The 23,502-nt window shown below is 66.0% G+C and carries 25 protein-coding genes and 3 tRNA genes; 9 read left to right on the top strand and 19 right to left on the bottom strand.

Annotated elements, in window-relative coordinates; genetic code table 11:
• Nucleotide 1 precedes the first annotated feature (1 nt).
• Nucleotides 2-1,228 carry an RNA polymerase sigma factor gene (locus tag AC5Y5O_RS02265; protein WP_096284685.1) on the top strand — a complete coding sequence of 409 codons (1,227 nt, stop codon included), beginning with the start codon at nt 2-4 and terminating at the stop codon, nt 1,226-1,228.
• 24 nt (nt 1,229-1,252) lie between these two features.
• Here the strand turns inward: AC5Y5O_RS02265 and rplA are convergent, their stop codons facing one another.
• The 12 genes from rplA to AC5Y5O_RS02205 form a co-directional block, all read right to left on the bottom strand.
• Nucleotides 1,253-1,960, bottom strand: a complete 708-nt coding sequence (gene rplA, locus AC5Y5O_RS02260; RefSeq protein WP_096284683.1) for a 50S ribosomal protein L1 — start codon at nt 1,958-1,960, stop codon at nt 1,253-1,255.
• Nucleotides 1,961-2,046: 86 nt separating this feature from the next.
• On the bottom strand, nt 2,047-2,475 hold the full coding sequence (rplK, locus tag AC5Y5O_RS02255; protein ID WP_096284681.1) for a 50S ribosomal protein L11: 429 nt from the start codon (nt 2,473-2,475) through the stop codon (nt 2,047-2,049).
• A 61-nt stretch (nt 2,476-2,536) separates the two neighbouring features.
• Nucleotides 2,537-3,304: a transcription termination/antitermination protein NusG gene (nusG, locus tag AC5Y5O_RS02250; RefSeq protein WP_096284679.1), complete on the bottom strand. Its 768-nt coding sequence runs from the start codon at nt 3,302-3,304 to the stop codon at nt 2,537-2,539.
• Between the two features lie 27 nt (nt 3,305-3,331).
• Nucleotides 3,332-3,808, bottom strand: a complete 477-nt coding sequence (secE, locus tag AC5Y5O_RS02245; RefSeq protein ID WP_096284677.1) for a preprotein translocase subunit SecE — start codon at nt 3,806-3,808, stop codon at nt 3,332-3,334.
• A 195-nt stretch (nt 3,809-4,003) separates the two neighbouring features.
• Nucleotides 4,004-4,076 (bottom strand) — tRNA-Trp (locus AC5Y5O_RS02240).
• Between the two features lie 150 nt (nt 4,077-4,226).
• On the bottom strand, nt 4,227-4,742 hold the full coding sequence (hadC, locus tag AC5Y5O_RS02235; protein WP_096284675.1) for a (3R)-hydroxyacyl-ACP dehydratase subunit HadC: 516 nt from the start codon (nt 4,740-4,742) through the stop codon (nt 4,227-4,229).
• A 3-nt stretch (nt 4,743-4,745) separates the two neighbouring features.
• Entirely contained in the window at nt 4,746-5,174 is a 429-nt protein-coding gene (gene hadB, locus AC5Y5O_RS02230; protein ID WP_096284673.1) for a (3R)-hydroxyacyl-ACP dehydratase subunit HadB, read from the bottom strand.
• Nucleotides 5,161-5,613: a (3R)-hydroxyacyl-ACP dehydratase subunit HadA gene (hadA, locus tag AC5Y5O_RS02225; RefSeq protein WP_370494536.1), complete on the bottom strand. Its 453-nt coding sequence runs from the start codon at nt 5,611-5,613 to the stop codon at nt 5,161-5,163. The genes hadB and hadA overlap by 14 nt, the downstream gene beginning before the upstream one ends.
• 74 nt (nt 5,614-5,687) lie before the next feature.
• Nucleotides 5,688-5,855, bottom strand: a complete 168-nt coding sequence (gene rpmG / locus AC5Y5O_RS02220; protein ID WP_003898538.1) for a 50S ribosomal protein L33 — start codon at nt 5,853-5,855, stop codon at nt 5,688-5,690.
• Nucleotides 5,856-5,899: 44 nt separating this feature from the next.
• Nucleotides 5,900-5,973 (bottom strand) — tRNA-Met (locus tag AC5Y5O_RS02215).
• A gap of 36 nt (nt 5,974-6,009) precedes the next feature.
• Nucleotides 6,010-6,082: transfer RNA gene (locus AC5Y5O_RS02210), tRNA-Thr, on the bottom strand.
• Nucleotides 6,083-6,168: 86 nt separating this feature from the next.
• Nucleotides 6,169-6,375, bottom strand: a complete 207-nt coding sequence (locus AC5Y5O_RS02205) for a type II toxin-antitoxin system VapB family antitoxin (protein WP_096290870.1) — start codon at nt 6,373-6,375, stop codon at nt 6,169-6,171.
• A 110-nt stretch (nt 6,376-6,485) separates the two neighbouring features.
• On the opposite strand from AC5Y5O_RS02205, the gene AC5Y5O_RS02200 reads away from it, so the two are divergent.
• From AC5Y5O_RS02200 to AC5Y5O_RS02190, 3 genes are all read left to right on the top strand, one after another.
• Entirely contained in the window at nt 6,486-7,208 is a 723-nt protein-coding gene (locus tag AC5Y5O_RS02200; protein ID WP_243393759.1) for an MBL fold metallo-hydrolase, read from the top strand.
• Nucleotides 7,209-7,287: 79 nt separating this feature from the next.
• Complete coding sequence (locus AC5Y5O_RS02195; RefSeq protein WP_207768457.1) at nt 7,288-8,130, top strand: DUF8453 domain-containing protein; 843 nt, start codon at nt 7,288-7,290, stop codon at nt 8,128-8,130.
• 25 nt (nt 8,131-8,155) lie between these two features.
• Entirely contained in the window at nt 8,156-8,851 is a 696-nt protein-coding gene (locus AC5Y5O_RS02190) for a crotonase/enoyl-CoA hydratase family protein (RefSeq protein ID WP_096284669.1), read from the top strand.
• 110 nt (nt 8,852-8,961) lie between these two features.
• On the opposite strand, the gene AC5Y5O_RS02185 is transcribed toward AC5Y5O_RS02190, so the two are convergent.
• Together AC5Y5O_RS02185 and cynS are read right to left on the bottom strand one after the other, a co-directional pair.
• The gene (locus tag AC5Y5O_RS02185) at nt 8,962-9,969 is read right to left on the bottom strand and encodes a patatin-like phospholipase family protein (protein ID WP_096284668.1); all 1,008 of its coding nucleotides are present in this window, start codon (nt 9,967-9,969) and stop codon (nt 8,962-8,964) included.
• Nucleotides 9,969-10,439 (bottom strand): cyanase, encoded by a 471-nt coding sequence (gene cynS, locus AC5Y5O_RS02180; protein ID WP_096284666.1) that lies wholly within the window; start codon nt 10,437-10,439, stop codon nt 9,969-9,971. Before cynS ends, AC5Y5O_RS02185 begins: the two co-directional genes overlap by 1 nt.
• Before the next feature lie 173 nt (nt 10,440-10,612).
• On the opposite strand from cynS, the gene AC5Y5O_RS02175 reads away from it, so the two are divergent.
• The 3 genes from AC5Y5O_RS02175 (at nt 10,613) to AC5Y5O_RS02165 (ending at nt 13,547) form a co-directional block, all read left to right on the top strand.
• Nucleotides 10,613-10,813 (top strand): ferredoxin, encoded by a 201-nt coding sequence (locus AC5Y5O_RS02175; protein ID WP_090600183.1) that lies wholly within the window; start codon nt 10,613-10,615, stop codon nt 10,811-10,813.
• A gap of 9 nt (nt 10,814-10,822) precedes the next feature.
• Nucleotides 10,823-12,202 carry an NAD(P)/FAD-dependent oxidoreductase gene (locus AC5Y5O_RS02170; RefSeq protein WP_096284664.1) on the top strand — a complete coding sequence of 460 codons (1,380 nt, stop codon included), beginning with the start codon at nt 10,823-10,825 and terminating at the stop codon, nt 12,200-12,202.
• A 70-nt stretch (nt 12,203-12,272) separates the two neighbouring features.
• On the top strand, nt 12,273-13,547 hold the full coding sequence (locus AC5Y5O_RS02165) for a cytochrome P450 (protein ID WP_500023517.1): 1,275 nt from the start codon (nt 12,273-12,275) through the stop codon (nt 13,545-13,547).
• On the opposite strand, the gene AC5Y5O_RS02160 is transcribed toward AC5Y5O_RS02165, so the two are convergent.
• The 4 genes from AC5Y5O_RS02160 to AC5Y5O_RS02145 form a co-directional block, all read right to left on the bottom strand.
• On the bottom strand, nt 13,512-14,306 hold the full coding sequence (locus AC5Y5O_RS02160; RefSeq protein ID WP_500023750.1) for a class I SAM-dependent methyltransferase: 795 nt from the start codon (nt 14,304-14,306) through the stop codon (nt 13,512-13,514). The genes AC5Y5O_RS02165 and AC5Y5O_RS02160 overlap by 36 nt on opposite strands.
• 23 nt (nt 14,307-14,329) lie before the next feature.
• Nucleotides 14,330-14,845, bottom strand: coding sequence for a nitroreductase family protein (locus AC5Y5O_RS02155; protein WP_096284661.1), 516 nt, complete (start codon nt 14,843-14,845; stop codon nt 14,330-14,332).
• Between the two features lie 58 nt (nt 14,846-14,903).
• Entirely contained in the window at nt 14,904-16,325 is a 1,422-nt protein-coding gene (locus tag AC5Y5O_RS02150; RefSeq protein ID WP_096284659.1) for a CehA/McbA family metallohydrolase, read from the bottom strand.
• A 134-nt stretch (nt 16,326-16,459) separates the two neighbouring features.
• Complete coding sequence (locus tag AC5Y5O_RS02145; RefSeq protein ID WP_096284657.1) at nt 16,460-17,407, bottom strand: class I SAM-dependent methyltransferase; 948 nt, start codon at nt 17,405-17,407, stop codon at nt 16,460-16,462.
• Nucleotides 17,408-17,611: 204 nt separating this feature from the next.
• Here AC5Y5O_RS02145 and AC5Y5O_RS02140 point away from each other — a divergent pair, with 204 nt between their 5' ends.
• Entirely contained in the window at nt 17,612-19,987 is a 2,376-nt protein-coding gene (locus AC5Y5O_RS02140) for a lysylphosphatidylglycerol synthase transmembrane domain-containing protein (protein WP_096284655.1), read from the top strand.
• A gap of 8 nt (nt 19,988-19,995) precedes the next feature.
• On the opposite strand, the gene AC5Y5O_RS02135 is transcribed toward AC5Y5O_RS02140, so the two are convergent.
• Nucleotides 19,996-22,632: a GH92 family glycosyl hydrolase gene (locus AC5Y5O_RS02135; protein ID WP_500023514.1), complete on the bottom strand. Its 2,637-nt coding sequence runs from the start codon at nt 22,630-22,632 to the stop codon at nt 19,996-19,998.
• A gap of 114 nt (nt 22,633-22,746) precedes the next feature.
• Here AC5Y5O_RS02135 and AC5Y5O_RS02130 point away from each other — a divergent pair, with 114 nt between their 5' ends.
• On the top strand, nt 22,747-23,499 hold the full coding sequence (locus AC5Y5O_RS02130; protein WP_133160818.1) for a DUF3298 domain-containing protein: 753 nt from the start codon (nt 22,747-22,749) through the stop codon (nt 23,497-23,499).
• Nucleotides 23,500-23,502 lie beyond the last annotated feature (3 nt).

Genomic DNA, 23,502 nt, shown 5'->3' with positions numbered 1-23,502 from the left:
AATGACCAACCTGGACGGCGTCTTCCGCCGGGAATGGGGTCCCGCCGTCGCCGCGCTCGCGCGCTGGTCCGGCGACCTCACCGTCGCCGAGGACGCCGTCCAGGAGGCCTGCGCCGAGGCGCTGCGCAGCTGGCCCCGCGACGGTGTGCCTGAGCGCCCCGGCGGGTGGCTGGTCACCGTTGCCCGCAACCGTGCCCGGGATCGGCTGCGCCGCGAATCCGTCCGTCCCGGAAAGGAATTGGCGGCTTTCGTGGACGAGATCAGGGCTCGCACCGAGCACACCGACCCGCATCCGGTTCGCGACGACGAGCTGCGGATGATGTTCACCTGTGCCCATCCGGCGCTGGACCGCCAGTCGCAATTGGCGCTGACGCTGCGGCTGGTGTCCGGCTTGACCGTCCCCGAGATCGCACGAGCCCTGTTGCAGACGGACACCGCCGTCGGTCAACGAATCACGCGCGCCAAGAACAAGATTCGTCACGCCAACATCCCGCTGCGGGTACCGCCGGCACAGCTGCTACCCGAGCGGACACCGCATGTGCTCGGTTGTATCTATTCGGTGTTCACCGAGGGCTATTGGTCGACTGGGGGTCCGTCGGCGATTCGCGACGAACTATGCGACGAGGGTGTCCGGTTGGCCGGCGAGTTGTGCGTGCTGATGCCGGACGAGCGCGAGGCCCACGCCTTGGCCGCGCTGACGCTGCTGCACGACTCGCGGCGAGCGACGCGGATCGACGACAACGGGATGCTGGTGCCGCTGCAAGACCAGGACCGCGGCAAGTGGGACCGCAGCCGCGTCGCGCGCGGCCTGCACCGGTTGCGGCTGGCCGAGGGTGCCCCACCTGCCGCGGGCCCCTATCTGCCCCAGGCCGTGATCGCCGCGGTGCACGCGACGGCGCCGTCATGGGAGCAGACCGACTGGGTCACCATCTGCACGGCCTACGACCGGCTGGTGGAGCTGACGGGTTCGCCGGTGGCGCGCGCCAACCGCGCAATGGCGGTGGGCTTGCGCGACGGTCCCGACGCCGGGCTTCGCGCGCTGGACGAAGCGGCGCGTGATCCCCGGCTGACCCACTCGAATCTGGTCGCGACGGTAAGGGCCGATCTGCTGCGGCGCGCCGGACGGCCCATCGAAGCACTCACCTGGTACCGGATCGCGTTGGAGTCAGGCGGTTCTGAGTCGGGGCGCGACTTCCTGCGGCGGCGCATCGCCGAGTGCGGCGGATAATCAGGCGCGCCCAGCGCGAAAAACCTACGCTTCGGTGAAGTTGCGGGTGACGGCCGGGTCGACCGGAATGCCCGGGCCGGTGGTCGTCGACACGGTGATCTTCTTCAGGTAGCGACCCTTCGACGACGACGGCTTGAGCCGCAGCACCTCGTCGATCGCGGCGCCGTAGTTCTCCGCGAGGTTCTTCTCGTCGAACGACGCCTTGCCGATCACGAAGTGCAGGTTGGCCTGCTTGTCGATGCGGAAGTTGATCTTTCCGCCCTTGATGTCGTTGACGGCCTTGGCGATGTCGGGCGTCACCGTGCCGGTCTTGGGGTTCGGCATCAGGCCGCGCGGGCCCAGGATGCGCGCGATGCGCCCGACCTTGGCCATCTGGTCCGGCGTGGCGATCGCGGCGTCGAAGTCGAGGAAACCGCCCTGGATCTTCTCGATCAGGTCGTCGCTGCCGACCACGTCGGCACCCGCGGCGGTGGCCTCTTCGGCCTTGTCGCCGACGGCGAACACCGCGACCCGGGCGGTCTTACCGGTGCCGTGCGGCAGGTTGACCGTGCCGCGGACCATCTGGTCCGCCTTGCGCGGGTCGACGCCGAGCCGGATCGCCACCTCGACGGTCGAGTCCTGTTTGGTCGACGCCGTCTCCTTGGCGAGCTTGGCGGCCTGGAGCGGGGTGTACAGGTTGTCGCGATCCACCTTCTCGGCGGCGGCGCGGTATGCCTTGCTGTTCTTGCTCATTGATCAATCCAATCTGGTGTTGGGGTCGTGGTTAATTCGGGCCGAAGCCAGCCCTCCCACGGGGTGGAGCTGAGGGTTATGCGGACCTATTCGACGGTGATCCCCATCGACCGGGCGGTACCGGCGATGATCTTGGCGGCAGCGTCGATGTCGTTGGCATTGAGGTCGGTCTTCTTGGTCTCGGCGATCTCGCGAACCTGATCCCAGGTGACCTTGGCGACCTTGGTCTTGTGCGGCTCGGCCGAGCCCTTGCCGACGCCGGCGGCCTTGAGCAGCAGCTTGGCGGCGGGCGGCGTCTTGAGCGCGAAGGTGAAGCTGCGGTCTTCATAGACCGTGATCTCCACCGGGATCACGGTGCCGCGCTGGCTTTCCGTCGCGGCGTTGTATGCCTTGCAGAACTCCATGATGTTCACACCGTGCTGGCCGAGCGCGGGTCCCACCGGCGGCGCAGGGTTTGCCTGTCCCGCCACGATCTGGAGCTTGATCAGCCCAACGACTTTCTTCTTCGGGGCCATGAGATTTCGACGTTCCTTCCTGGTTTATGCACCCAGCCGTCCCCGCGAACGGGATGGCTGGCTAGATCTTGGAGACTTGGGTAAAGGTGAGTTCCACCGGTGTTTCGCGGCCGAAGATCGACACCAACACCTTGAGCTTCTGCTGTTCGGCGTTGACCTCGTTGATGGTGGCCGGCAACGTCGCGAACGGCCCGTCCATGACCGTCACCGATTCGCCCACCTCGTAGTCGACCTCGACGACCGGGCGTTCCAGCCCACCGGCCTCGGTCGTGGCGGCGGCAGCGGTGGTACCACCCTTGACGGGCTTCTTCGCCGAACCCGGCGGCAGCAGGAACTTCACCACGTCGTCGAGCTTGAGCGCCGACGGACGCGACGTCGCGCCGACGAATCCCGTCACGCCGGGGGTGTTGCGCACCGCGGCCCACGAGTCGTCGGTCAGGTCCATGCGCACCAGGATGTAGCCCGGCAGCACCTTGCGGTTGACCTGCTTGCGCTGGCCGTTCTTGATCTCGGTGACCTCTTCGGTGGGTACCTCCACCTGGAAGATGTAGTCGCCGACATCGAGGTTCTGCACCCGGGTTTCGAGGTTGGCCTTCACCTTGTTCTCGTATCCCGCGTAAGAGTGGATGACGTACCAGTCGCCGGGCTTGCTACGCAGCTCCGCCTTCAGGGCGGCGGCCGGGTCAGCCTCGTCGGCCGACTCCGCGGGGGTTGCCGGGGCCTCGATGGCCGCGGGCTCCTCAGTGGTCTCAGGGGCCTCGACGACCTCGGCAGGCTCTTCTACGTCGACCGCTTCACCGGCGGACGTGTCACCGTCGAAGGTAGTCACGGTTTTCAGTCCTCTCTATCTCTAAGCTCAGCCGAACACCAGCAGCACGAGCTTGGTCAAGCCGAAATCAGTCAGGCCGACCAGCGCCACCATGAAGGCGAGGAACACCAGCACCACGGAGGTGTAGGTGAGCATCTGCTTGCGGTTGGGCCAGATCACCTTCCGCATCTCCGCAACGACCTGCTTGAGGTAGTTGTAGACGAAGACGAGCGGGTTGGCCGTGCGGTCCCCGGGTTTCTTCGGCTTCTTGGCCTTCTTGCCGGCTCCGGCCTTCTTGGCCGGAGACTTCTCCTTGGAGTCCTCGGTCTCGTCCGATGACTCGACGTCGACGTCGTCGCCGGCATCCGCCACCCGCTGCCGGGACCGCTTGCCCGTTGGCCGCTGCGGACGCGCCACAGGCTTGGTCACCACGGCCGTCCGACCGCCGCTGGTGCTGTCGTCGGTGTCACCGCCGTCGCGTGCGGCGTCGTTGGCAGCAGGGACGTCGAGGCCCTCGTCGCTCACCGCATGCTCCTTTGTTCGCTAGCTATCGCGCGATTCGTCCCGCGCTGACCGGTTAGTGTCCAGCATGGCACGTTTCCCATTGTCCAACTCCTCCTCAGGCCGTTGCGGCCTGCATCGTCGTCGGACTTGGATCCGATTGTCCAACTCCTCCTCAGGCCGTTGCGGCCTGCATCGTCGTCGGACGTTCGCCTTGTGCAGGGGCGACAGGACTTGAACCTGCAACCTGCGGTTTTGGAGACCGCTGCTCTGCCAGTTGAGCTACGCCCCTTCGCGGTTGGCAGGCCAACCTGCGCTTACCTTCCGGGGCCTACATGACACGCGCGCTCTCCGTTCGGTGATCGCCGAACCTGTGGACAGCGCGCTGTAATGGGAAAACCCCGAGGTCCGAGTGTACATCGGCACGGGAGTCAGATACTAATTACGCGGTTCTGACGACCTGCCCGGATTCGTGGTCCCATCTGAGCTTGACGGGATCGTCGTCGTTCGATTCTTCCCGGTACTGCCCCATCAACGTCGTGTAGGCCACCATCACGACCTCACCGTTGTCGTCGGTGCAGATGTTCTTGGTGACAACGATGTCGGCGCCGAATCGCTCGTTGACCGACTCGACGTCCATCCGCCCCCACAGCTTGTCGCCGGCCTGGATCGGCCTGTTGAACACGAAGCGCTGCTCGACCTGGACGATAACCAAGCTCTCCATGCCCAGGTCGACATGGCGGAAGAAGTCCAACTGCACGTACTTGGCGAAGATCGTGACGAGGGTCAGCGGCGCGAGGATCGAGTCGTAACCGAGTTCGGCCGCCGCGGCCTCCTCGTAGAAGGCCGGGTGATCGTTCTTGATGGCCCGGGCGAACTCCCGAACCTGCTCGCGGCCCACCACGAAGTAGTCCGGATACCGCCAGATCATGCCGCGGATATCAGTCTTGAGCGCCATGGGTTACGCCAACTTGGCCGACGCGATTGCCCGTCCGAAGATCTTCTTACCGCCGGTGGTGGCGCTGATCGCGATGGTCACCGACTTGGTCTCCGGGTCCGCCGACTTGACCCGGCCGCTGAATACCAGCTCGGCGCCCTTGCCGTCGTTGGGCACCGGCACCACGGCCGTGAACCGCACGTTGTACTCGGTGACCGCACCGGGGTCCCCAACCCACGACGTGACGTAACCGCCGCCGATGCCCATCGTGAGCATGCCGTGCGCGATCGCGGTGTCCAGCCCGACGACCTTGGCGATCTCGTCGTCCCAGTGGATCGGGTTCAAGTCCCCCGAAACTCCCGCGTAGTTCACCAGATCCTGGCGCGTCAGCGGGTAGGTCTTCTCCGGAAGCTGGTCGCCCACCTTCACCGAGCTGAACTCACGCAGTGGCATCAGAAAATCCCTCTTCTCCGTTCTCACCGGCACGGCCCGCCAGGGTCGTGTAGGTCTCCTGCACGATGTCACCGGCCTCGTCGGTGATGATGTTCTTGGTCACGACGATCTGGGTGCCGTGCGAGATGCGCATCGAGTCCACGTACACGTCGCAGTAGAGCCGATCGCCCGCTACCAGCGGCTTGAAGTACTTGAGCACCTGGTCGACCTGGACGATCTGCGCGTCGGTGACCGCGATGTTGGCGTGCTTGAAGAACGCCGACTGCGCCTGGTAGCCGAACACGCAGCAGAACGTCAACGGCGCCAGCAGCCCCTTATAACCAAGCTCGGCAGCGGCCTCCTCCTGGGAGAAGTACGCGTCGTTGTTCTGCACGGCGACCGCGTACTCGCGGATTTTCTCCCGCTCCACCTCGTAGTAGTCGGGATAGCGGTAATGCATCCCAACTAGATCTTTGGTCAACGGCACGGCTTCAAAACCTACCTGGTCAATTTCGTCTAAACGGCCAGAGATGATTAGCGCGTCTCGCGGTGTGCCTGGTGCTTGCCGCAGTTCGGGCAGAACTTCTTCAGCTCCAGCCGGTCCGGGTCGTTTCGCCGGTTCTTCTTGGTGATGTAGTTGCGGTGTTTACACACCTCGCAGGCCAAAGTGATCTTCGGCCGCACATCGGTACTGGAAGCCATTACGGTTCTCTCTCAAATCTCTCGAACTCTACGTTGTTGTGTTGTAGCGATGGCCGGACTCGAACCGGCGACCTAACGATTATGAGTCGTTCGCTCTAACCGACTGAGCTACATCGCCTCTGGTACGCGCCGTCCGCCTGTTCGGCGTCCGCCGAGCCCCCTAACGGAATCGAACCGTTGACCTTTTCCTTACCATGGAAACGCTCTACCGACTGAGCTAAGGGGGCCTGGAACCCGTAGCGAACAGTCTTGCCTCGGGCCTAAAAGAGGGTACAGCGCGACGCGCGACGGCACCAAACCACGCTGCAGACGGTCAGCCCTCGGCGCTGTTGCGCTTCGGCTGCCACGCGCTGAGGTCGCTGAATTCGTCGTAAATGTCGTCCTGGTCGCTCTGCGCGTCCGAGTCGAGCAGCGTCCGCAACGCGAGGTGGACGGCCTCGCGCGCATCGGCCACGTGATAACGACGGATCGCCTCCTGGACCAGATCGTCGTCGATCTCCATCTCGACCTTCTTCAGCATGGAGCAACAATACCCACGCAGCACCGTCCGAATCGCCGGCGAAAGCGCGGTTGACGAGCGGTGATGCGCCCGAAATGCCAGGTCGGTTCGCCGGGTCATAGTCTGATGCGGTGACAGATTCGTCCGCGGACCGACTGTATTTCCGGCAACTGCTCTCCGGTCGCGATTTCGCCGCCGGCGACATGATGGCCGCCCAAATGCGCAATTTCGCCTATCTGATCGGCGACCGTCAGACCGGCGACTGCGTGGTGGTGGACCCGGCCTATGCCGCCGGCGAGCTGGTCGACGCGGCCGAAGCCGACGGTATGCACCTGTCCGGGGTCCTGGTCACCCACCATCACCCGGACCACGTCGGCGGCTCGATGATGGGCTTCGAGCTCAACGGCCTCGCCGACCTGCTGGAGCGAACCAACGTGCCGGTGCATGTGAATACCCACGAGGCGCTGTGGGTTTCGCGGGTTACCGGGATTGGTGTCGACGACCTGACCCCGCACGAGCACGGCGACAAGATCAGCATCGGCGCTATCGAGATCGAGCTGCTGCACACCCCGGGCCATACGCCGGGCAGCCAGTGCTTCCTGCTGGACGGCCGGCTGGTCGCCGGGGACACGCTCTTCCTGGACGGCTGCGGACGAACCGACTTTCCCGGCGGCGACTCCGACGAGATGTATCGCAGCCTGCAGCAGCTGGCGGCGCTGCCCGGCGACCCGACTGTTTTCCCGGGGCACTGGTATTCCACCGACCCCAGCGCGTCGCTGGCCGAGGTCAAGCGTTCCAACTACGTGTATCGCGCCACCAACCTCGATCAGTGGCGAATGTTGATGGGCGGCTGAGTAATAGCCACGGTCGTTGCGATTCCGCAGTCTGGCCAGCAGAATTTCGGGTGCACATCGCTGTGATATAAGCGGAGGGATGGATTCCATGGGGTGGATCCAGGGCAGCTGGCACGGGGTCACCGATGTCGAGTCCAGCACCTGGTTGGCGTGGGCGGCGTGGGCGGCAATTGCGCTCGGCGTGATCGCCCTGATCTTCGCCAACCACCAGATCGGCCGCAGCCGCCGACTGGCCGCCGAGCAGACCCGACCCCACGTCGGCATGCTGATGGAGCCGCACGCCGCGGACTGGCACGTGATCGAGCTGGTCGTTCGCAATTTCGGCCGTACCGCCGCCTACGACATCCGCTTTTCATTCGCGAGTCCGCCGACGGTGGCCGAATACGAGAATTCCACCGACGGCTATGCCGAAGTGGTCGAATTGCAGCTGCCCAGCGAATTGCCGGTACTCGCGCCCGGCCAGGAGTGGCGGATGGTCTGGGATTCCGCACTCGACCGCGGCGAAATCGGCGGCGGCATCGAGTCTCGCTTCACCGGGAAGGTGCTCTACTACGACCGCCCCGACAAGCCGCGCGGGTGGCGGTTCTGGGAGCGCGAGCGCCAGCCGCTGGAGACCAATGTGGTGCTGGACTGGGATGCGTTGCCGCCGGTGCAGCGCATCGAGCTGATGACCACGCACGACCTGGCCAAGCGGGAGAAGCAGAAACTGGAACTGCTACGCAGCCTGCTGACCTACTTCCACTACGCGAGCAAGGAAACGCGCGCCGACGTGTTCCGCACCGAGATCGACCGAATCAACAGCGCAGTCGCCGAAACTCAGGATCGCTGGCGAGCCCGCCAGCTCGATGCACCCACCGATGTCGGACTGCGCTGGGGCAACTCCCAAGACGACCTCGGTAAACACCGCGGCGAGCACGTCTGAGCGTCCACGTCCGAAGGAGCAACGCATGAGCGGTCCGGTCACCTACAGCCTCAACGACACCGTCGCGACCATCAGGATGGACGACGGCAAGGTCAACGCGCTGGGCCCGACCATGCAGGCGGCCATCAACGAGGCGATCGACCGGGCCGACAGCGACAACGTCGGCGCACTGGTGATCACCGGCAACGAGCGGGTGTTCAGCGGCGGATTCGACCTGAAGATCCTGACCTCCGGCGAGACGCAGCCCGCGATCGACATGCTCAGGGGCGGCTTCGAGCTGTCCTACCGGCTGCTGTCCTACCCCAAGCCGGTGGTGATCGCCTGCACCGGGCACGCCATCGCGATGGGCTCGTTCCTGTTGGCGTCCGGCGATCACCGGATCGCCGCCCACGCCTACAACATCCAGGCCAACGAGGTCAAGATCGGCATGACGATCCCCTATGCCGCGCTGGAGATCATGAAGCTGCGGCTGACCCGTTCGGCGTATCAGCAAGCCACCGGGCTGGCCAAGACCTTCTTCGGTGAAACCGCCCTTGCCGCAGGCTTTGTCGACGAGATCGTGTTGCCCGAGATGGTGGTCAGCCGCGCCGAGGAAGCCGCGAAGGAATTCGCCGGCCTGCACCAGCACGCGCACGCCGCAACGAAATTGCGTGCCCGCGCCGACACGCTCAAGGCGCTGCGCGCCGGAATCGACGGCATCGAAGCCGAATTTGGTCTGTAGGGAGGAGGCGATGCGATTGCCCGGGCAACCGCCTCCCCTCCTGTCGCCTCCTCCACCGCAGAGTGTGGCACCGCGGCGACCGGCCGTCACTTCACCCTGAGACCACCGCGTCAGACGGCCCAGCGGAACCGTTTGAGGTACGCCTCCCAATCCCACGTCAGCAAAAACTCCTGCGCCGCCTGGTAGCCCTTCTGATACAGCGCCTCGAGGCGATCCGCGGCGATGTCGAAGTCGAGGACGCCCACATCGGTCGACTCGACCGGGATCGCGCGGGCTGCGACCCACGGCTGGTTGAGGTGGGTCTGATCGTGGCCGGTCAGCATCGTGGTGAGCAGGCTTTCCAGCAACGCCGTCTGTTCGAAAAGCCGTAGCGGTTTCAGCGCGGGCATCACCGCGCTGAAACCTTCATTAAGCCGGGGCAAGACCGTGACCCCGAATGTCGGCCACCGCGGCACTTTTCCGTCGAAGCGGTCGAACGTGTCGATCGGAAAGTTCGACAGCACGCCGCCGTCGACGAGGGTGGACGTCGCCCCGGTGACGCTGCGCAGCTTGACCGGGGGGTAAAAGAACGGGATCGCCATCGACGCGCGCACGGCGTCAGCGACCAGCTGCTCATTCGGGTCCAGCCCGTAGAGCCGCCGGTAGTCCCAGGGCAGCCGCACCAACTGCGCCGCGGTCACGTCGGCGACGGTAACGACCAGCTTGTGCCGCGGCCGCTCGGGCATCGTGGCCTCGTCGAGGAGCAGATCTCCGAAGTAGGTGACGCCCAGGTTCTTCAGCTCGCCGCGAATCCATTCGTAGGCGGCGTCTCCCCGAAACATGCTGGTGTCCCGGACAAGTCCCCATGCAGCACCGAGAATCGGGACGGGTCCCGAGTCGCGCCACTTGCTCAGCGGCGCCGACAGCGCGAGCTCCTTGACCTCTTCGCTCGTCAGCTGGTCACCCTTGGACGAGGCCGCCAGAATCGCACCGACCACCGATCCGGCCGACACGCCCGATACCCGCGGGAACGTATAGCCCGCGTCCATCAGGGCGACGATGGCGCCCACCAGACCGATGAACTTGACGCCCCCGCCGGAGAGAACGAGATCAGCGGATTTCGACTGCCGGCTCCCCATCACTCGTCCTGCGCCGAAACCCAGTCGTAGGCAAGGTATTTGCCGTCGAAAGTCACGACGACGCGATCGCCGGCGGGGTGCGGCTTACGCTGCAGGTCGACGCTGAAGTTGATCGCGCTCATGATGCCGTCACCGAACTGCTCGTGGATGACCTCCTTGATGGCACCGCCGTACACCTGAAGCGCTTCGTAGAACCGGTAGATGGTGGGGTCGGTCGGCACTCCGCCGTTTGCGAAGGCGGCCTGTCCCCCGCGCAACGGCGGGGCGGCCAGCACCGGTGTCGCCGACTCCTCGAGACCCAGCATCTCGACCAGCACCTTGCCCAGCTCCGGCGGAATCGGATGCTGACCGAGCAGCGCCGACGTGGTCCACAGCAGCGGCCGATCGATCGCGTCGGCCAGCTCCTGCCATGTGAGGCGCTTCGTCAGGCGGGCAACGACGATCTGCTCGGTGATCTCGTTTCTGTTCATCAACCCAGCATGCCCTAGCCGTCCTGTCGCCACGACCCGCGAAGAAGACTTCATAGCGCAGCGATATGCGGCGCGTCCCCGCGAAAGGGTTTCGCAAACACCGAGATTGGCCTCACCTGGGAGAGGTACGCTGCCAGGCGTCGGATCTTGGGCCCCGGGGGATCGGAGGCGCTATGCGGATCGTTGTCGACCTCAACCGTTGTCTGGGGTACGCGCACTGCGTACCGCTGGCTCCGGAGGTGCTCAAGCTCAACGGGGAAGAGGCCCTCAGCTACGACCCCAACCCCGACGACGATCAGCGCCTGCGGGTGCTGCGGGCGGCGGCCGCCTGCCCGGTGCAGGCGATCATCGTCGACAAGCTCGACGGGCAGTAGCGGCCGGCCGTGGATCCGAAGGACTTCAAGGACAACGGACGCATCGTCATCGTCGGCGCCTCGCTGGCCGGCCTGCGTGCCGCCGAAGCGCTGCGCGAAGAGGGTTTTCGGGGTCAGCTGACCATCGTCGGCGACGAGCCGGACGAGCCGTATGACCGGCCGCCGTTGTCCAAGCAGGTCCTCAAGGGCTGGGTGCCAGCCGATCACACCAAGCTGCCGCGGCTGCGTGCGGTGGATGCCCAGTGGCGCCTCGGGGTGGCCGCGACCGGCCTGGACCGGGCCAGCCAGGTGGTCCGCCTTGCCGACGGCAGTGAGGTATCGGGTGACAGTCTGCTGATCGCCACGGGTGTGCGGTCGCGGCGGTGGCCCAACCCGGACGAGGCCGCGCTGCAAGGCGTCTACACGCTGCGCACCAGGGCCGACGCCGCGCGATTGCAGGCCGCGTTGGCCGCCCGCCCGCGCCGGGTGCTGATCATCGGTTCGGGGTTCATCGGATCGGAGGCCGCCTCGGTCTGCCGCGAACTCGGCTTGGAAGTCACGGTCACCGAGCGGGGTCCGGCACCGCTGAGCGGTCCGCTGGGCGGCGTGATCGGCGCGATCGCTGCCGAGATGCAGCGCGACGCCGGGGTGGATCTGCGCACCGGGGTGTCGGTGCTCGCGCTGGACGGGGATGCCGACGGGCGGGTACGACGCGCCCGGCTCTCCGATGGCAGCACGCTCGACGTCGACGTGGTGCTGACCTCGCTGGGCTCGATCCGCAATGTCGAGTGGCTTGAGGGCGCCGGGTTGGCGGCCGGGTTCTGGGGCGTGGGGTGCGACGCCGGGTGCCGCGCGTTCGATATCAACGCCGTGGTGACCAACCGCATCTTCGTGGCCGGCGACATCGCCCGGGCTCCGCATGTTCTCTACGACTACGAATTCCTGGCGATGGAGCATTGGGACAACGCCGTGCTGGGCGCGCGGGTCGCGGCACACAACATGGTCTGCAACGAGGTCGACCGCTGGGCGCACCTGCTGGTCCCGCAGTTCTGGTCGGCCCAATTCGGCGTCAACATCAAATCCGTCGGTGTGCCGTCCTTCGGCGACGAGATCGTCTTCACTCAGGGCTCGGTCAGAGCGCGGCGGTTTGCCGCGGCTTATGGCCGCCGCGGGCGCATCGTCGGCGCGGTCACCTTCAACCACGCGAAATGGATCGACTTCTACCGCGACCAGATCGCGCGCTCGGGACCGTTCCCGCCGCATCCGCCGGGTTTCGACTTCCCGGAGAACATGCGCGTGATGCCGGCCGACTTTCCCGCACGCGGCGTGCCGACCGAGACACCCGACGTGGTGTTGACGGGACATGACCCCAGCGAACGGCGCGCGGAATTCCGGCCCCGGCAGCGATGAGTGAGGACCTGCGCATGACGCGCGCCGGCGACGAGGCAGAGCAAAAGAGCGATGTGAAGGAGCGGCGCCAATGACTCCCGAGGAAGCATTCGACGCCGCGATGCGGTACGAAAACCGCGCGAATCCCTATCCGTACTTCGACGAGCTGCGCAAGACACCGGTGGTGCGGGTGACCAATGGCATCTATGCGGTCACCGGGTACGAGGAGCTGATGGCGCTGGCCCACGACCCGCGGGTGAGTTCCGACCTGCGCAAGGGACGCCCCGCGGCCGTCAGCCGCAACCGGCTGGGCGCGGACGAGATGGCCTCCGAAATCACCGGGGCCTACGGCCGGGAGCCGAGCTTCATCGCGCAGGACCCGCCCGACCATGACCGGGCACGCCGCCAGTGCATGCGCTTTTTCGGGCCGCCGGAATCGCCGGAGCTGATCCCGGGCCAAGAGCCGTTTTGCGAACAGCTCGTCAACGACATGCTCGACAAGACAACGGGTAAGACCCGGATGGACGTGGTCGACGAGTTCGCTTACCCGTTGCCGGTCAATGTGATCTGCCGAATCATGGGCATACCCGTCGAAGACGAACCCCAGTTTCACGCGTGGGTCACCGACATCGCTTCCGGCATATTCGATCTCGGCCCCGACATCCAAACCGAGGAGGGCCAGACCCGGCGCGCCAAGGGCGAAGCCGCCGACGCCGAACTCAACGAGTACATCATCGGTCTGGTCGAGAAGGCCGCGAAGTCCCCTGGGCCCGGGATGATTTCGCAGTTGGTCCACGACGACGGACCCGACGGCCAGATGTCGACGAGTGCGATCGTCAACAACACCATCCTGTTGTTCGTCGCCGGTCACGACTCAACGGTCAATCTGATCTCGCATTGCATTCTCACCGTGCTGCGCAACCCGTGGTCGATCGAATTACTCTGCGAAAAGCCGGAACTGATCCCCGGTGCCATCGAAGAAGTGCTGCGATTGCAGTCTTCGGTGCAATTCTTCCCGACCCGTTCGGCGCTGGCCGACATCGACATCGCGGGCACGACGATCCCCAAAGGTGCGCCCATCTATCTCATGTACGGCGCCGCCAACCGGGATCCGCGCCGCTTCTGCGACCCCAACACGTTCGACCCGCGGCGGGCCAACAACGAGCACGTGGGTTGGGGCCGCGGCATTCACGTGTGTTTCGGTGGACCGCTGGCCCGGCTGGAAGTCAACACCGCGTTCGAGGCTTTCCTGCGCCGGGTGAAAGGTCCACGGCTGGTTGAAGATCCACCGCCTTATCGCATCAGCCAGGTATTCCGCGGCCCACGGCATCTACTCGTCGACTACAACGAGATCCTGAGTCGGTAATCGGCCGGGCTTGGTCGCGGTGACCACGCGCGTCGCGAACCAGGGGCCGCCGTACCACATCCGCCAGCCGAGATTGCGCCGCCGCACGTCGTGCCAGCCCAGTCGACGCAAGTAGCCGGCATGGCGGTTCGTTTCCCACAGGTCGGCGATCGCGAGTCGACCACCCGGACGCAGCACCCGAATCGCTTCTTGCAGCGCCTTTCGCCGGCCCTCGTGAGTCGCGATGTTGTGGATGGCCAAACTGCTGACGATCGCGTCGACGCTCTCGTCGGCCAACGGCAGCGCGGTCATGTCGGCGGTCCGCACCTCGACGCGGTCAGCGACGCTTTCCAGATCCGCGTTGGACAGCGTGGACTGCTGCGAATTCTTGGTCTGGTCCGCGCGCCACAGGTCGACGCCTATCGCACGGCCCCGCGGCACCCGCTTGGCCGCGGCCAGCAACACCGCACCGCGCCCACACCCGAGATCGAGCACGGTTTCGTCGCCTTGCAGCCCCAACTCGTCGAGGATCCGCTCCCACACCACGAACTTGCCGCTCCTGGTGGCGTAGATATACGACGCTGCGGTCGCCAGAACCTCCACCGCCGAGGCCGCGCCGAGTACCGCCGCCAGCCGGTTACCGCGGGCCAGGGCGACTGCCGCACCCGCGAAGAGGGCGGCGGAAATACCGGCCACGCCGGCCACCTGCGCTACCGGCGAGACGTTGTGAAAAGACCCGTCGTATCCGTATTCGCCGCGATGCCGGCGCGCCAGCGCCATGTCCGCTGCCACGATGCCCGCCCTCACCAGCGTCCGCGGTGGACGACTTCGTCGAACGGGCGCCGATCCGGCTTGCGGATCGGAGCGATCGGGCGATCGGCCGGATATCCGACGCCAAGCATGAAAGCCACCAGATAGTCATCCGGCACGCCCAGGATCGAACGCGCCTTCTCCTGGTCCCCCACCGAAGAATGGCCGGTGCCGATGCCCAGGTCGGTGGCCGCGATCATCATCGCCATCGTCGCCTGACCGACGTCGTAGTTGTCGGTCACCAGCCGGCGCTCGTCCGGCGGCACCGGGATCACCAACACGATCGCGGCCGGGGCCGACGCGATGTGACCGGCACCGCGCCAGACTGTGGACAGCTCCTGCAGCTGCACCGGGTCGGTGACGATCACAAAGTCCCACGGCTGGCGATTTTTCGCCGACGGTGCTCGCCATCCGGCCTCGACGATCCTGTTCAGATCGTCGTCCGACACCGGTTGCGGCTGGTACTGCCGGACGTTGCGTCGCGCACAGATCGCGTCCCAGGTTTCCATCTCGTTCCTCTCCTCAGCGCGCGCCGATGCCGCGAATGCCGCTGTGCTTGGCCTCTTCTCAGGCTAGCCACACCGGATTCGTCAAGGCGACCATCGCGCCGAGCCGGCCCCGCCGCCGGTCGCGGACTTCGAGCCGGGCAAAACGCGCGGACGCGGCATCGAGCTCCCACTGCAGCCTGCTCCCCGCCGAGGCTACCGGCGCCCGGCCGGCGCAGCCCGCCGCGGTGATCAGGGCGGCGGTGGTGCCGGGAGCGCCACTGATGACCGCGGTGACCGTCACCGCGTCACCGGTCCGCACCCGCAACTGCTGCCCGGGCCCGGCCACGTCGCCGCTCGGACCGGACGCGGTCAGCTCGCATGCGACATCGCGCGATCCCGCGATGTACGAGCGGCCCCGGCGCAACCCGTCGATGATCGCCGTCGTCGACAGTTCGTCGGCATGCACGGCGGTCTGCGGTGCACCGACCACTTGCCGTTTGGCGTGCGAGTCGCTGCCGCCGACGGCGACGATGCGTCGGCCCTGTCGCAAGAGCCGTTGCCAAATACGCAGGGAGACTTCATCATCGACGTTCCAGCGGCCGTTCCATACCTCTAACGCGTCCACGTCGGCGAAGCCGAATTCCCACGCCGAGCCCGGCAGCGGCGCGGCAGGATGGGCGGCGACCACCAAGCCGCCGGCTTGGCGCACCTCGGCGGCGAAGCGGCCGAACACCCCGTCGCTCGGCCCGTAGCGCCAGTCGACCCAACCGCCCGGGGGCAGGCCGGCCGCGAGCCAGTGTCCGTGCCGCGTGGTGACCTCGACGCCCGGAATCACCAACAGCGATCCGGTGCGGCAGGTGGGCCATACCCGGTTGGCTGAATTGGTGTTGTGTTCGGTCGAGACGATGAAGTCGAGCCCGCCGGCGTGCGCGGCCGACACCAATTCACCGGGATCGCGCTCACCGTCGGAGTGCTCGGTGTGCAGATGCAGATCACCGCGGTACCAGCGCGCTCCGACAGAGGCGGGTGTGAACGCCGTCGATGTGCTCTGCGTCACCGGTGGCCCGACCGGCGGCTGGTAGTCCAACGCGACCGTCACCTGCCAGGCCATCCCCCACGGGCTGAGGACCACCGGGCCCAGCGCCACCGCCCACACGCCCGGTTCGATCGGACCGGCCAGGTACCCGGGTGTGGCATAAGAGCTGGAGATCATGAACTCGTCACGGGCCCCGCCCGACCAGCCCCGGAATCCGGCGGCATTGCCCAGTTCGTGGCCTGCGGCCCCAAACATACCCAGGTCCAACACATTTCGCGCTGGCCCGCCCATGCCGGAGTCATGCGAGGTGGTCACCCGAATTTGTTGCACACCCGGCGGTACCTCGAACGGTAGGTAGGCCCAGCGGTAGATACCAAACCCAAACCGTCCCGAAAAGGCTATTTCGATTGCCTTTCCGTCGCGTTGCCCGGTGACAGCACCGGGCGCGACCCTGGCAATGCTCATGGCTTCTCCTGTTCGGCGCGTTAGCCATTCCGACGACAGCGTCGGGCCCGCCCACAGCATTCGCCATGAAGGTCTAACCAGCCGTTACATCGACACGAACAACCGCTGTAGGGCTGATGAGATCGCGCCGCGAATCACGTCCCAGAGCGCTGCGCGGCCACGAACAGGTTCCCGGGCACGTCATTCTCGACCTCTGGCGCCGGTCTGCGACCATAGCCGGCCATCAGTTCCAGCGACGGCGTCACCGTCACGTCCCAGCCATGGCGGCCGAACCACTGGCCCACGTCCTCGCGCTCCTCGAAGTACCACAGTTCGTCGGTGGTGGGGACCTGGCGCTGCGGGTCCACTTTCGCGAACACCTCGCGGACGCGATCCATCCGTGCCCGCCGGCGCGCCCGGGCCTCGGGATCGAGAAACTTCGGCCCCAACGCCTCCACGCCGACCCGGCTGCCGGGGACGGTCAGCGCCTGCACGCGTTCGAACAAAAGCTCCTGGGCCGCGGCCGGCAGATAGGGCATCAGCCCCTCGGCCGACCAGACGCTCGGCCTCGAGGCGTCAAAACCGGCCTCCCGCAACGCCGTTGGCCAATCCTGGCGCAAGTCCACCGGGACCGCGACCCTGTTGCAGGCGGGTTCGGCCCCGTGCTCAGCCAACGTCGACGCCTTGAAGTCCAGCACCTTGGGCTGGTCGAGCTCGTAGACCGTGATGCCGTCCGGCCATGGCAACCGCCAGGACCGCGAGTCCAGGCCGGCCGCCAGGATGACGGCCTGGGAAATGCCGGCGGTGGCGGCATCGATGAAGAACGCATCGAAAAAGGCGGTCCGGGAGGCCATGTAGCCGACCATCGCCTGCATCTGCTGAGCCAGATTGGGTTCGGTTTCCAGCAATTCGTCGGGTAACCGCGCAGCGGAGTACCAGTTCCACACCCCGTCGCCGGCCGCGTCGAGGAACACCCGCGCGAACGGGTCGCGGATCAGGGGATTGTCGCTCTCGGTCTCCGCCGCGCGGGACGCCGCGACGCCCAGTGCCGTCGCCCCCACGCTCTCGGTGATCTCCCAGCTGTCGTTATCGGTCCTGGCCACCCTCACGTCCTCCCGGTTGAATCCCGCCTTCGGCGACCCTACGTGAGCAAGCTGTCCGCAGGCTGTGCCCGGCTTCGGCGCCCGCTACCGTTTACCCGCAGGTGAACAAGCTTTCCGTCAGGTTCATGCACGCTTGCCCGAAGGTATCCGGTTAAGTTGTCGGCGGGCGGCTAACAGCGTGGCCCCGATCCGAAGGATCCTGACATGCGAGTTGACGGGCGCGACATCAGCGTCTCTGGCAGCTTGCTGCAACCGGTCAACCGGCGCACCAATGACATTCTGCGGCTGATCCTGGCCACCGCTTTTCTCGCGACGGTGATCACCGGTTCGCTGGTCACCCGCAGCCGCTGGATTCTGCTGGAGAAATCCATCTCGCGGATCGTCGGGGTCTTGTCGCCCACCCAGGCCGATGTGGTTTACCTGCTGTACGGATTCGCGATTCTGGCGCTGCCGTTCATGATCCTGATCGGTCTGGTCGTCGCCCGCCAATGGAAGCTGTTGGGCGCCTATGGAGCTGCCGCGGTTCTGGCGGCACTGCCGTTGTCGATCAGCAGCAACCGTCTCGCCGCACCCCGGTGGCACTTCGATGTCTCGGACCGGTTGAGCACGCTGCCGGCGCAGTTCCTCGACGATCCGCGCTGGATCGCGATGCTGGCCGCGGTGCTGACGGTTTCCGGTCCCTGGCTGCCCGCGCGCTGGCGGCACTGGTGGTGGGCGCTGCTGCTCGCGTTCGTCCCGATTCACCTGTTGATCAGCGCGATCGTCCCGGCCCGTTCCCTGGTGGGGTTGGCGGTGGGATGGTTCGTCGGAGCGCTGGTGGTGCTGGCCGTCGGAACGCCGGCGTTGGAAGTCCCGCTGGCGGCCGCGGTGCGAGCGATGGCCAAGCGCGGGTTCATCGTGTCGCGGCTGATGGTGGTCCGCCCCGCCGGGCCGGGTCCGCTGGTGCTGTCGACCGATTCGGGGGACCCGGACTCGACGGCCGCAATCGAGTTGTACGGCCCGCACCAGCGCAGCGGCGGCGCACTGCGCGAGCTGTGGCGCAAGCTGCGGCTGCGCGACGCGGAGACCGCCCCCTTCCAAGCCTCGATGAGCCGCGCCGTCGAGCACCGCGCGTTGATGGCCATCGCGATCGGCGAGGCCGGCGTGGCGAACACGTCGACGATCGCCTTCGCGGCCCTGGACCGGGGCTGGACGTTATACGCGCACAAGCCCGTTCGGGGCATCGCGCTCGACGAATGCACCAAGACCACGCCGGTGGCGCGGGTATGGGAATCGCTGCGAAAGTTGCACGAGTACCAGATCTCGCACGGCGACCTGCGCTGCCACGAGATCACCGTCGAGGACGGCACCGTGCTGTTCGGTGGGTTCGGCAACGCCGAATACGGTGCCACCGACGCGCAGCTGCAGTCCGACCTGGCACAGCTTCTGGTGACGACGACGGCGCTATACGACGCGAAGTCGGCGGTGCGGGCGGCGATCGACACCTTCGGTAAGGACGCCATCTTGACCGCGTCCCGTCGGCTCACCAAATCCGCTGTGCCCAAACGAGTGCGGAAGTCGGTCGGCGATGCGTCCGCCGTCATCTCGGCCGCCCGCGCCGAAGTCAAATCCCAGACCGGTGCGGATCAGATCAAGAAGGAAACCATCACCCGGTTCACCCGTAGCCAGGTCATCCAGTTGATCCTGCTCGGCGCGCTGGTCTATGTCGCATACCCCTTCATCAGCACCGTGCCGACGTTCTTTTCCGAACTGCGAACCGCGAACTGGTGGTGGGCGCTGCTGGGGCTGTTCATCTCGGCGTCGACGTATGTGGGTGCGGCAGCGGCCTTGTGGGCGTGCACGGACGGCACGGTGAACTTCTGGAAGCTGTCGATCGCTCAGGTGGCCAACACCTTTGCCGCGACCACCACCCCGGCCGGGGTCGGCGGCCTGGCGCTGAGCACCCGGATCTTGCAGAAGGGTGGCCTTTCGGTGATGCGGGCCACCGCCGCGGTGGCCTTGCAGCAATCGGTGCAGGTGATCATGCACCTGGTGTTGCTGATCTTGTTCAGCACCGTGGCGGGCGCGTCGATGGACCTTTCACATTTCGTTCCCGATGCCACGGTGCTCTATCTGCTCGCGGGTGTGGCGCTGGGCATCATCGGGACGTTCTTGTTCGTGCCCAAGCTCCGCAGCTGGCTGTCGACAGCGGTGCGTCCGCGGCTACAGGAGGTCGCCGAGGATCTCGTCGAGCTGGTCCGTGAACCGCGGAGGCTCTCGCTGATCGTACTCGGTTGTGCTGGAACAACTCTCGGCGCAGCACTGGCGCTGTGGACCAGTGTGCAGGCGTTCGGCGGCGGCGCGACGTTCGTCACCTGCACCGTCGTGACGATGGTCGGCGGCACGCTCGCCTCGGCCGCCCCGACACCCGGCGGTGTGGGCGCCGTCGAGGCGGCCCTGATCGGTGGGCTGGCGGCCTTCGGAGTGCCGGCCGCCGTCGGGGTCCCGTCGGTGCTGCTGTACCGGGTGCTGACCTGTTGGGTACCGGTGTTCATCGGCTGGCCGGTGATGCGCTGGCTCACCGACAACGACATGGTGTAGGGACACGCTCAGGATTCGTCGCTTTCGGCACGCACCATGACGAGTACCGTTGCCCGCCGGACACTTTCGCCCACGACAGCGGTGAGATAAACGAAGTGATAACCCTCGGGCACCGATCGCGCCACCGCGATGGGGACGGTAACCGCCGATGAGCCGTCAGCGGCGAACTGACCCGACACCGGTGTCGTGGTGATCCCATCGGTAGCGGACACCCCGGCGAGACTGTAGCCGCCGACATCGTCGACCATTCGTTGGGCGTCGACTTTGACGCCGGCCGTCCCTCCGGGGGCAATCGTGACGACAGGACGCGGCGCGCTGAGAGTCATCGCCGAACCTCCCACGCCGAACGACGGTGGCGCCGAGTCCTTATCGACACCCCAGTCCATGTCAGGGTGGGCGGCCAACGAGAACATCAGATCGCCGCCGGTACGGACGATCGAATCGGGAACAAAGGTGCGGGCGGTGGGCTTGCCGTCGACGGTCAGGCTGCTGATGTATTTCAGGTGGTTGGGTCCGGATGCCCCTGGCGCGGACATCCGGATGGAATTGCCTGCCGGAAGCCTGATTACGGCGCGATCGAACAGCGGGGCGCTGAGCGTGAGGGTCGGCGTACCGGGAGTTTCCGGATACAGGCCGAGCGCTGCCCAGACATACCAGCTGGACAGCGCCCCCAGGTCGTCGTTGCCGGGCGCACCGTCCGGCGTAGGCCCGAACAGTCCGCGCACCCGGTCGACGGTGAGCTGAGTCTTCCAGGGCTGACCGAGGTAGTTGTAGAGCCACGGCACCCCGAAGCCCGGCTCATTGCCGGCCCACAGGTATGGCTCGTTGGGCCCCTCGTTGAGTTTCCTGGTGAAGCGGTCGAGCCGGCTGGCCACTGTCTGACGACCACCCAGCGCCGTCACCAGGCCGGCCACATTGTGCGGTACCCACCAGACATATTGCTCGGCGTTGCCCTCGTCGTACCCGATCTGACCGAAAGCTGAAGGAGAATCGACGAATCCGGGACCTTCGCTGAAGAAGCCCATCGAGTTGCGGGGAGAAACGTAACGGGTGGTCGGATTGAAGAGGTTCTGCCAGTACTGCGACCGATTCTGGAATTGGGCCGCGACCGCGGCCTCGCCGAGCGAGTCGGCGAATCGGGAGATGGCGAAGTCATCGACCGACCATTCGAGCGTGATGGACGCGTCGGCGATCCACCCGTCGGTGTGAAACTCATACGTGAACGGCGCATAACCGAGCTGGCGGTACGTGGAGATGCCCGGTCGTTCCACGTAGCCGTTCAGACCGATGCCGCCGTTAATCGCCGCATTCACCATGTAGCGTAACGCCGTTCGAGTATCGAATTCTTTAGCGCCGTAGGTATACAGATTGACGATGAGCGGTACCACGTTGTCTCCACTCATCTCACCGGTTGCCGCGTTCGCGAAGGACCAGCGCGGCAGCGATCCGCTTTGTTCGGCGTCGTTGACGAGTGACTGCGCCATGTCGCTGGCTTGCTTGGGAAAGAGCAGTCCCTGCAGAGGCGCCAGGCTGCGGTAGGTGTCCCAGTCGGAGAAGTTCGCATACTGGGTGTGCCCCGGTGCGACCTCATGGATCGAGCCGTCGAATCCGATGTAGCGTCCGTCCGCGTCATTGAAGGTGTTGGGATGCAACAGAGATCGGTAGAGCGAGGTATAGAACGTGTCGATGTTGGCGGTATTGCGGCCGGCCACGGCAATACCCGACAAAGCCGCGTTCCACTGCGAGCTTGCCCCGGCACGTACCTCGTCGAAACTCGCCGCTGCGTCGGCGGCCAGGTTGGCGCGCGCCCCGTCGATGCCGACGTAGGAGATCGCGGTGCGGACCTCCACCGCCGACCCGGCCGGGAACTCGACGTAGCCTCCGCTGAACGGTGAAACCGCGGCGCGCAAACCCGGGTAGACCGCATACCCGTCCCAGGTGCCGTAGGAGGTGAACGGCTGGCTGAACTTCATCGCGAAATACACTGTGTACGTGTTGTTCTTGCCACAGAATCCACCGCTGGTCGCCCATCCGGTGATCGTGGTGTTGTCTTCTCCGATTTGGATGGCCGCGCGCGAGTTGCCGGCCAACGAGGCGCCGGAGCGCACGTGCAACACGGCCGGCCGGCCGTTGTGCGGGTAGCTGAATCGACCCACGCCGGTGCGGGTGGTGGCGGTAAGTTCCGCCTTCACTTCGGTATCGGGGAATCGCACGGTGTAGTAACCCGGCTCGCCCTGCTCCGTGTCATCGTGGGCGATCCGCTCCCAGGCGTTCCACGGTTGCGAGTGGGGGCGCGTGGTAGTCGGCAACATTGAGATATCGCCGAATGCCGCACAGCCCACCGATGCGTGGGTCATGCTGAACCCCGTCGAGCGCGGATTGTGGTAGTTGTAGCCGGCGTAGTTGTCGACGGTGTCCGGCGAGTACTGCACCATCCCGAAGGGCACGGACGCGCCGGGAAAGTCGTTGATCTCTCCCACCGTCTCGCCACCGGTGCCGGTTCCGATGAGCGTGTCGACATGCTCGACCGGATTCGCGACGAACGCCGGTTCACCGTCGTAGGCGATGGGCGGGGCGGCCGCGACAAAAGTCATGAAGACAGCCGTCACCGCAACGAGTGCGATGAGGATTCTTCGCGACTTCATAGCTGTCTCTTACTGCATAACCGTGCGTTCGCGTAGATCTTTTGCAAATGCCGGCCGGCGCGACGCCGGGCGCAGACCGATCCGTCGCCGACGACAGAGCCCTAGAGTGAGGCGATGCCAGGACGCCGGCTCGCCATCGCCGTAGCCGCAGCACTGCTCGCATGCGGCTGCCAGAGCGCGAACCCGGGCCCGAGCAGTCCCGGCGCCAGCGCGACTCCGCGTCCCAATACCCTCTGCGGCGAGGTGCACGGGGCGTGGGACGGAAGCCGATGCAAAGTGAGCAGGGATGTCAACGGCGCGCACCTCGAGGTGACCGCCGCGTACCCCGTCGACCTCGTCGACAACCCGCCGGCCGGCCCGGTCCTGACACCGTTCATCCGGAAATTCTTCGCCGACTACGGCGAAACGGATGCAAACGGCAAGGGCGACGCCAACCTGCGCGCGCAGGTTCTCACGCACGCGGGAACGACGAGAACGGTGGTATTCCAGTCAGATTGGTACTTCAGCAGCATGCCCCACCCCAGTGCCGCGATCACCACGTTCACCTTCGACGCGAAACGTCAGCTGCAGCTGGCCGACCTGCTCTGCCCCGGGATGGATCCATTGACGGCGATCCCGCCCATCGCGCATCCCTATGTGCAGCAGGCGCTGGCTGGGTCGCCGTTCCAGGTTGAGCAGTTCGAACCCGACCGTCCCGAGGGCACACTGGTCGACGGCTACCAGGCCTGGGCAGTGGACGGCGAAGATCTCATCCTCTACATGCCGGCCGAGCGCGGCCCCGGCGGGATTTCGCCCGGCGCCGTCGCACCCCACATTCCGCTGGCTCAGCTCGCCCCGATCCTGCGCGAAAAAGGCTGCTCAACGTAGCGA

The organism is Mycobacterium sp. NGS40 (assembly GCF_059812735.1).
The sequence above is the reverse complement of the archived record's forward strand: the minus strand, read 5'-3'. Positions and strand labels throughout refer to the sequence as shown.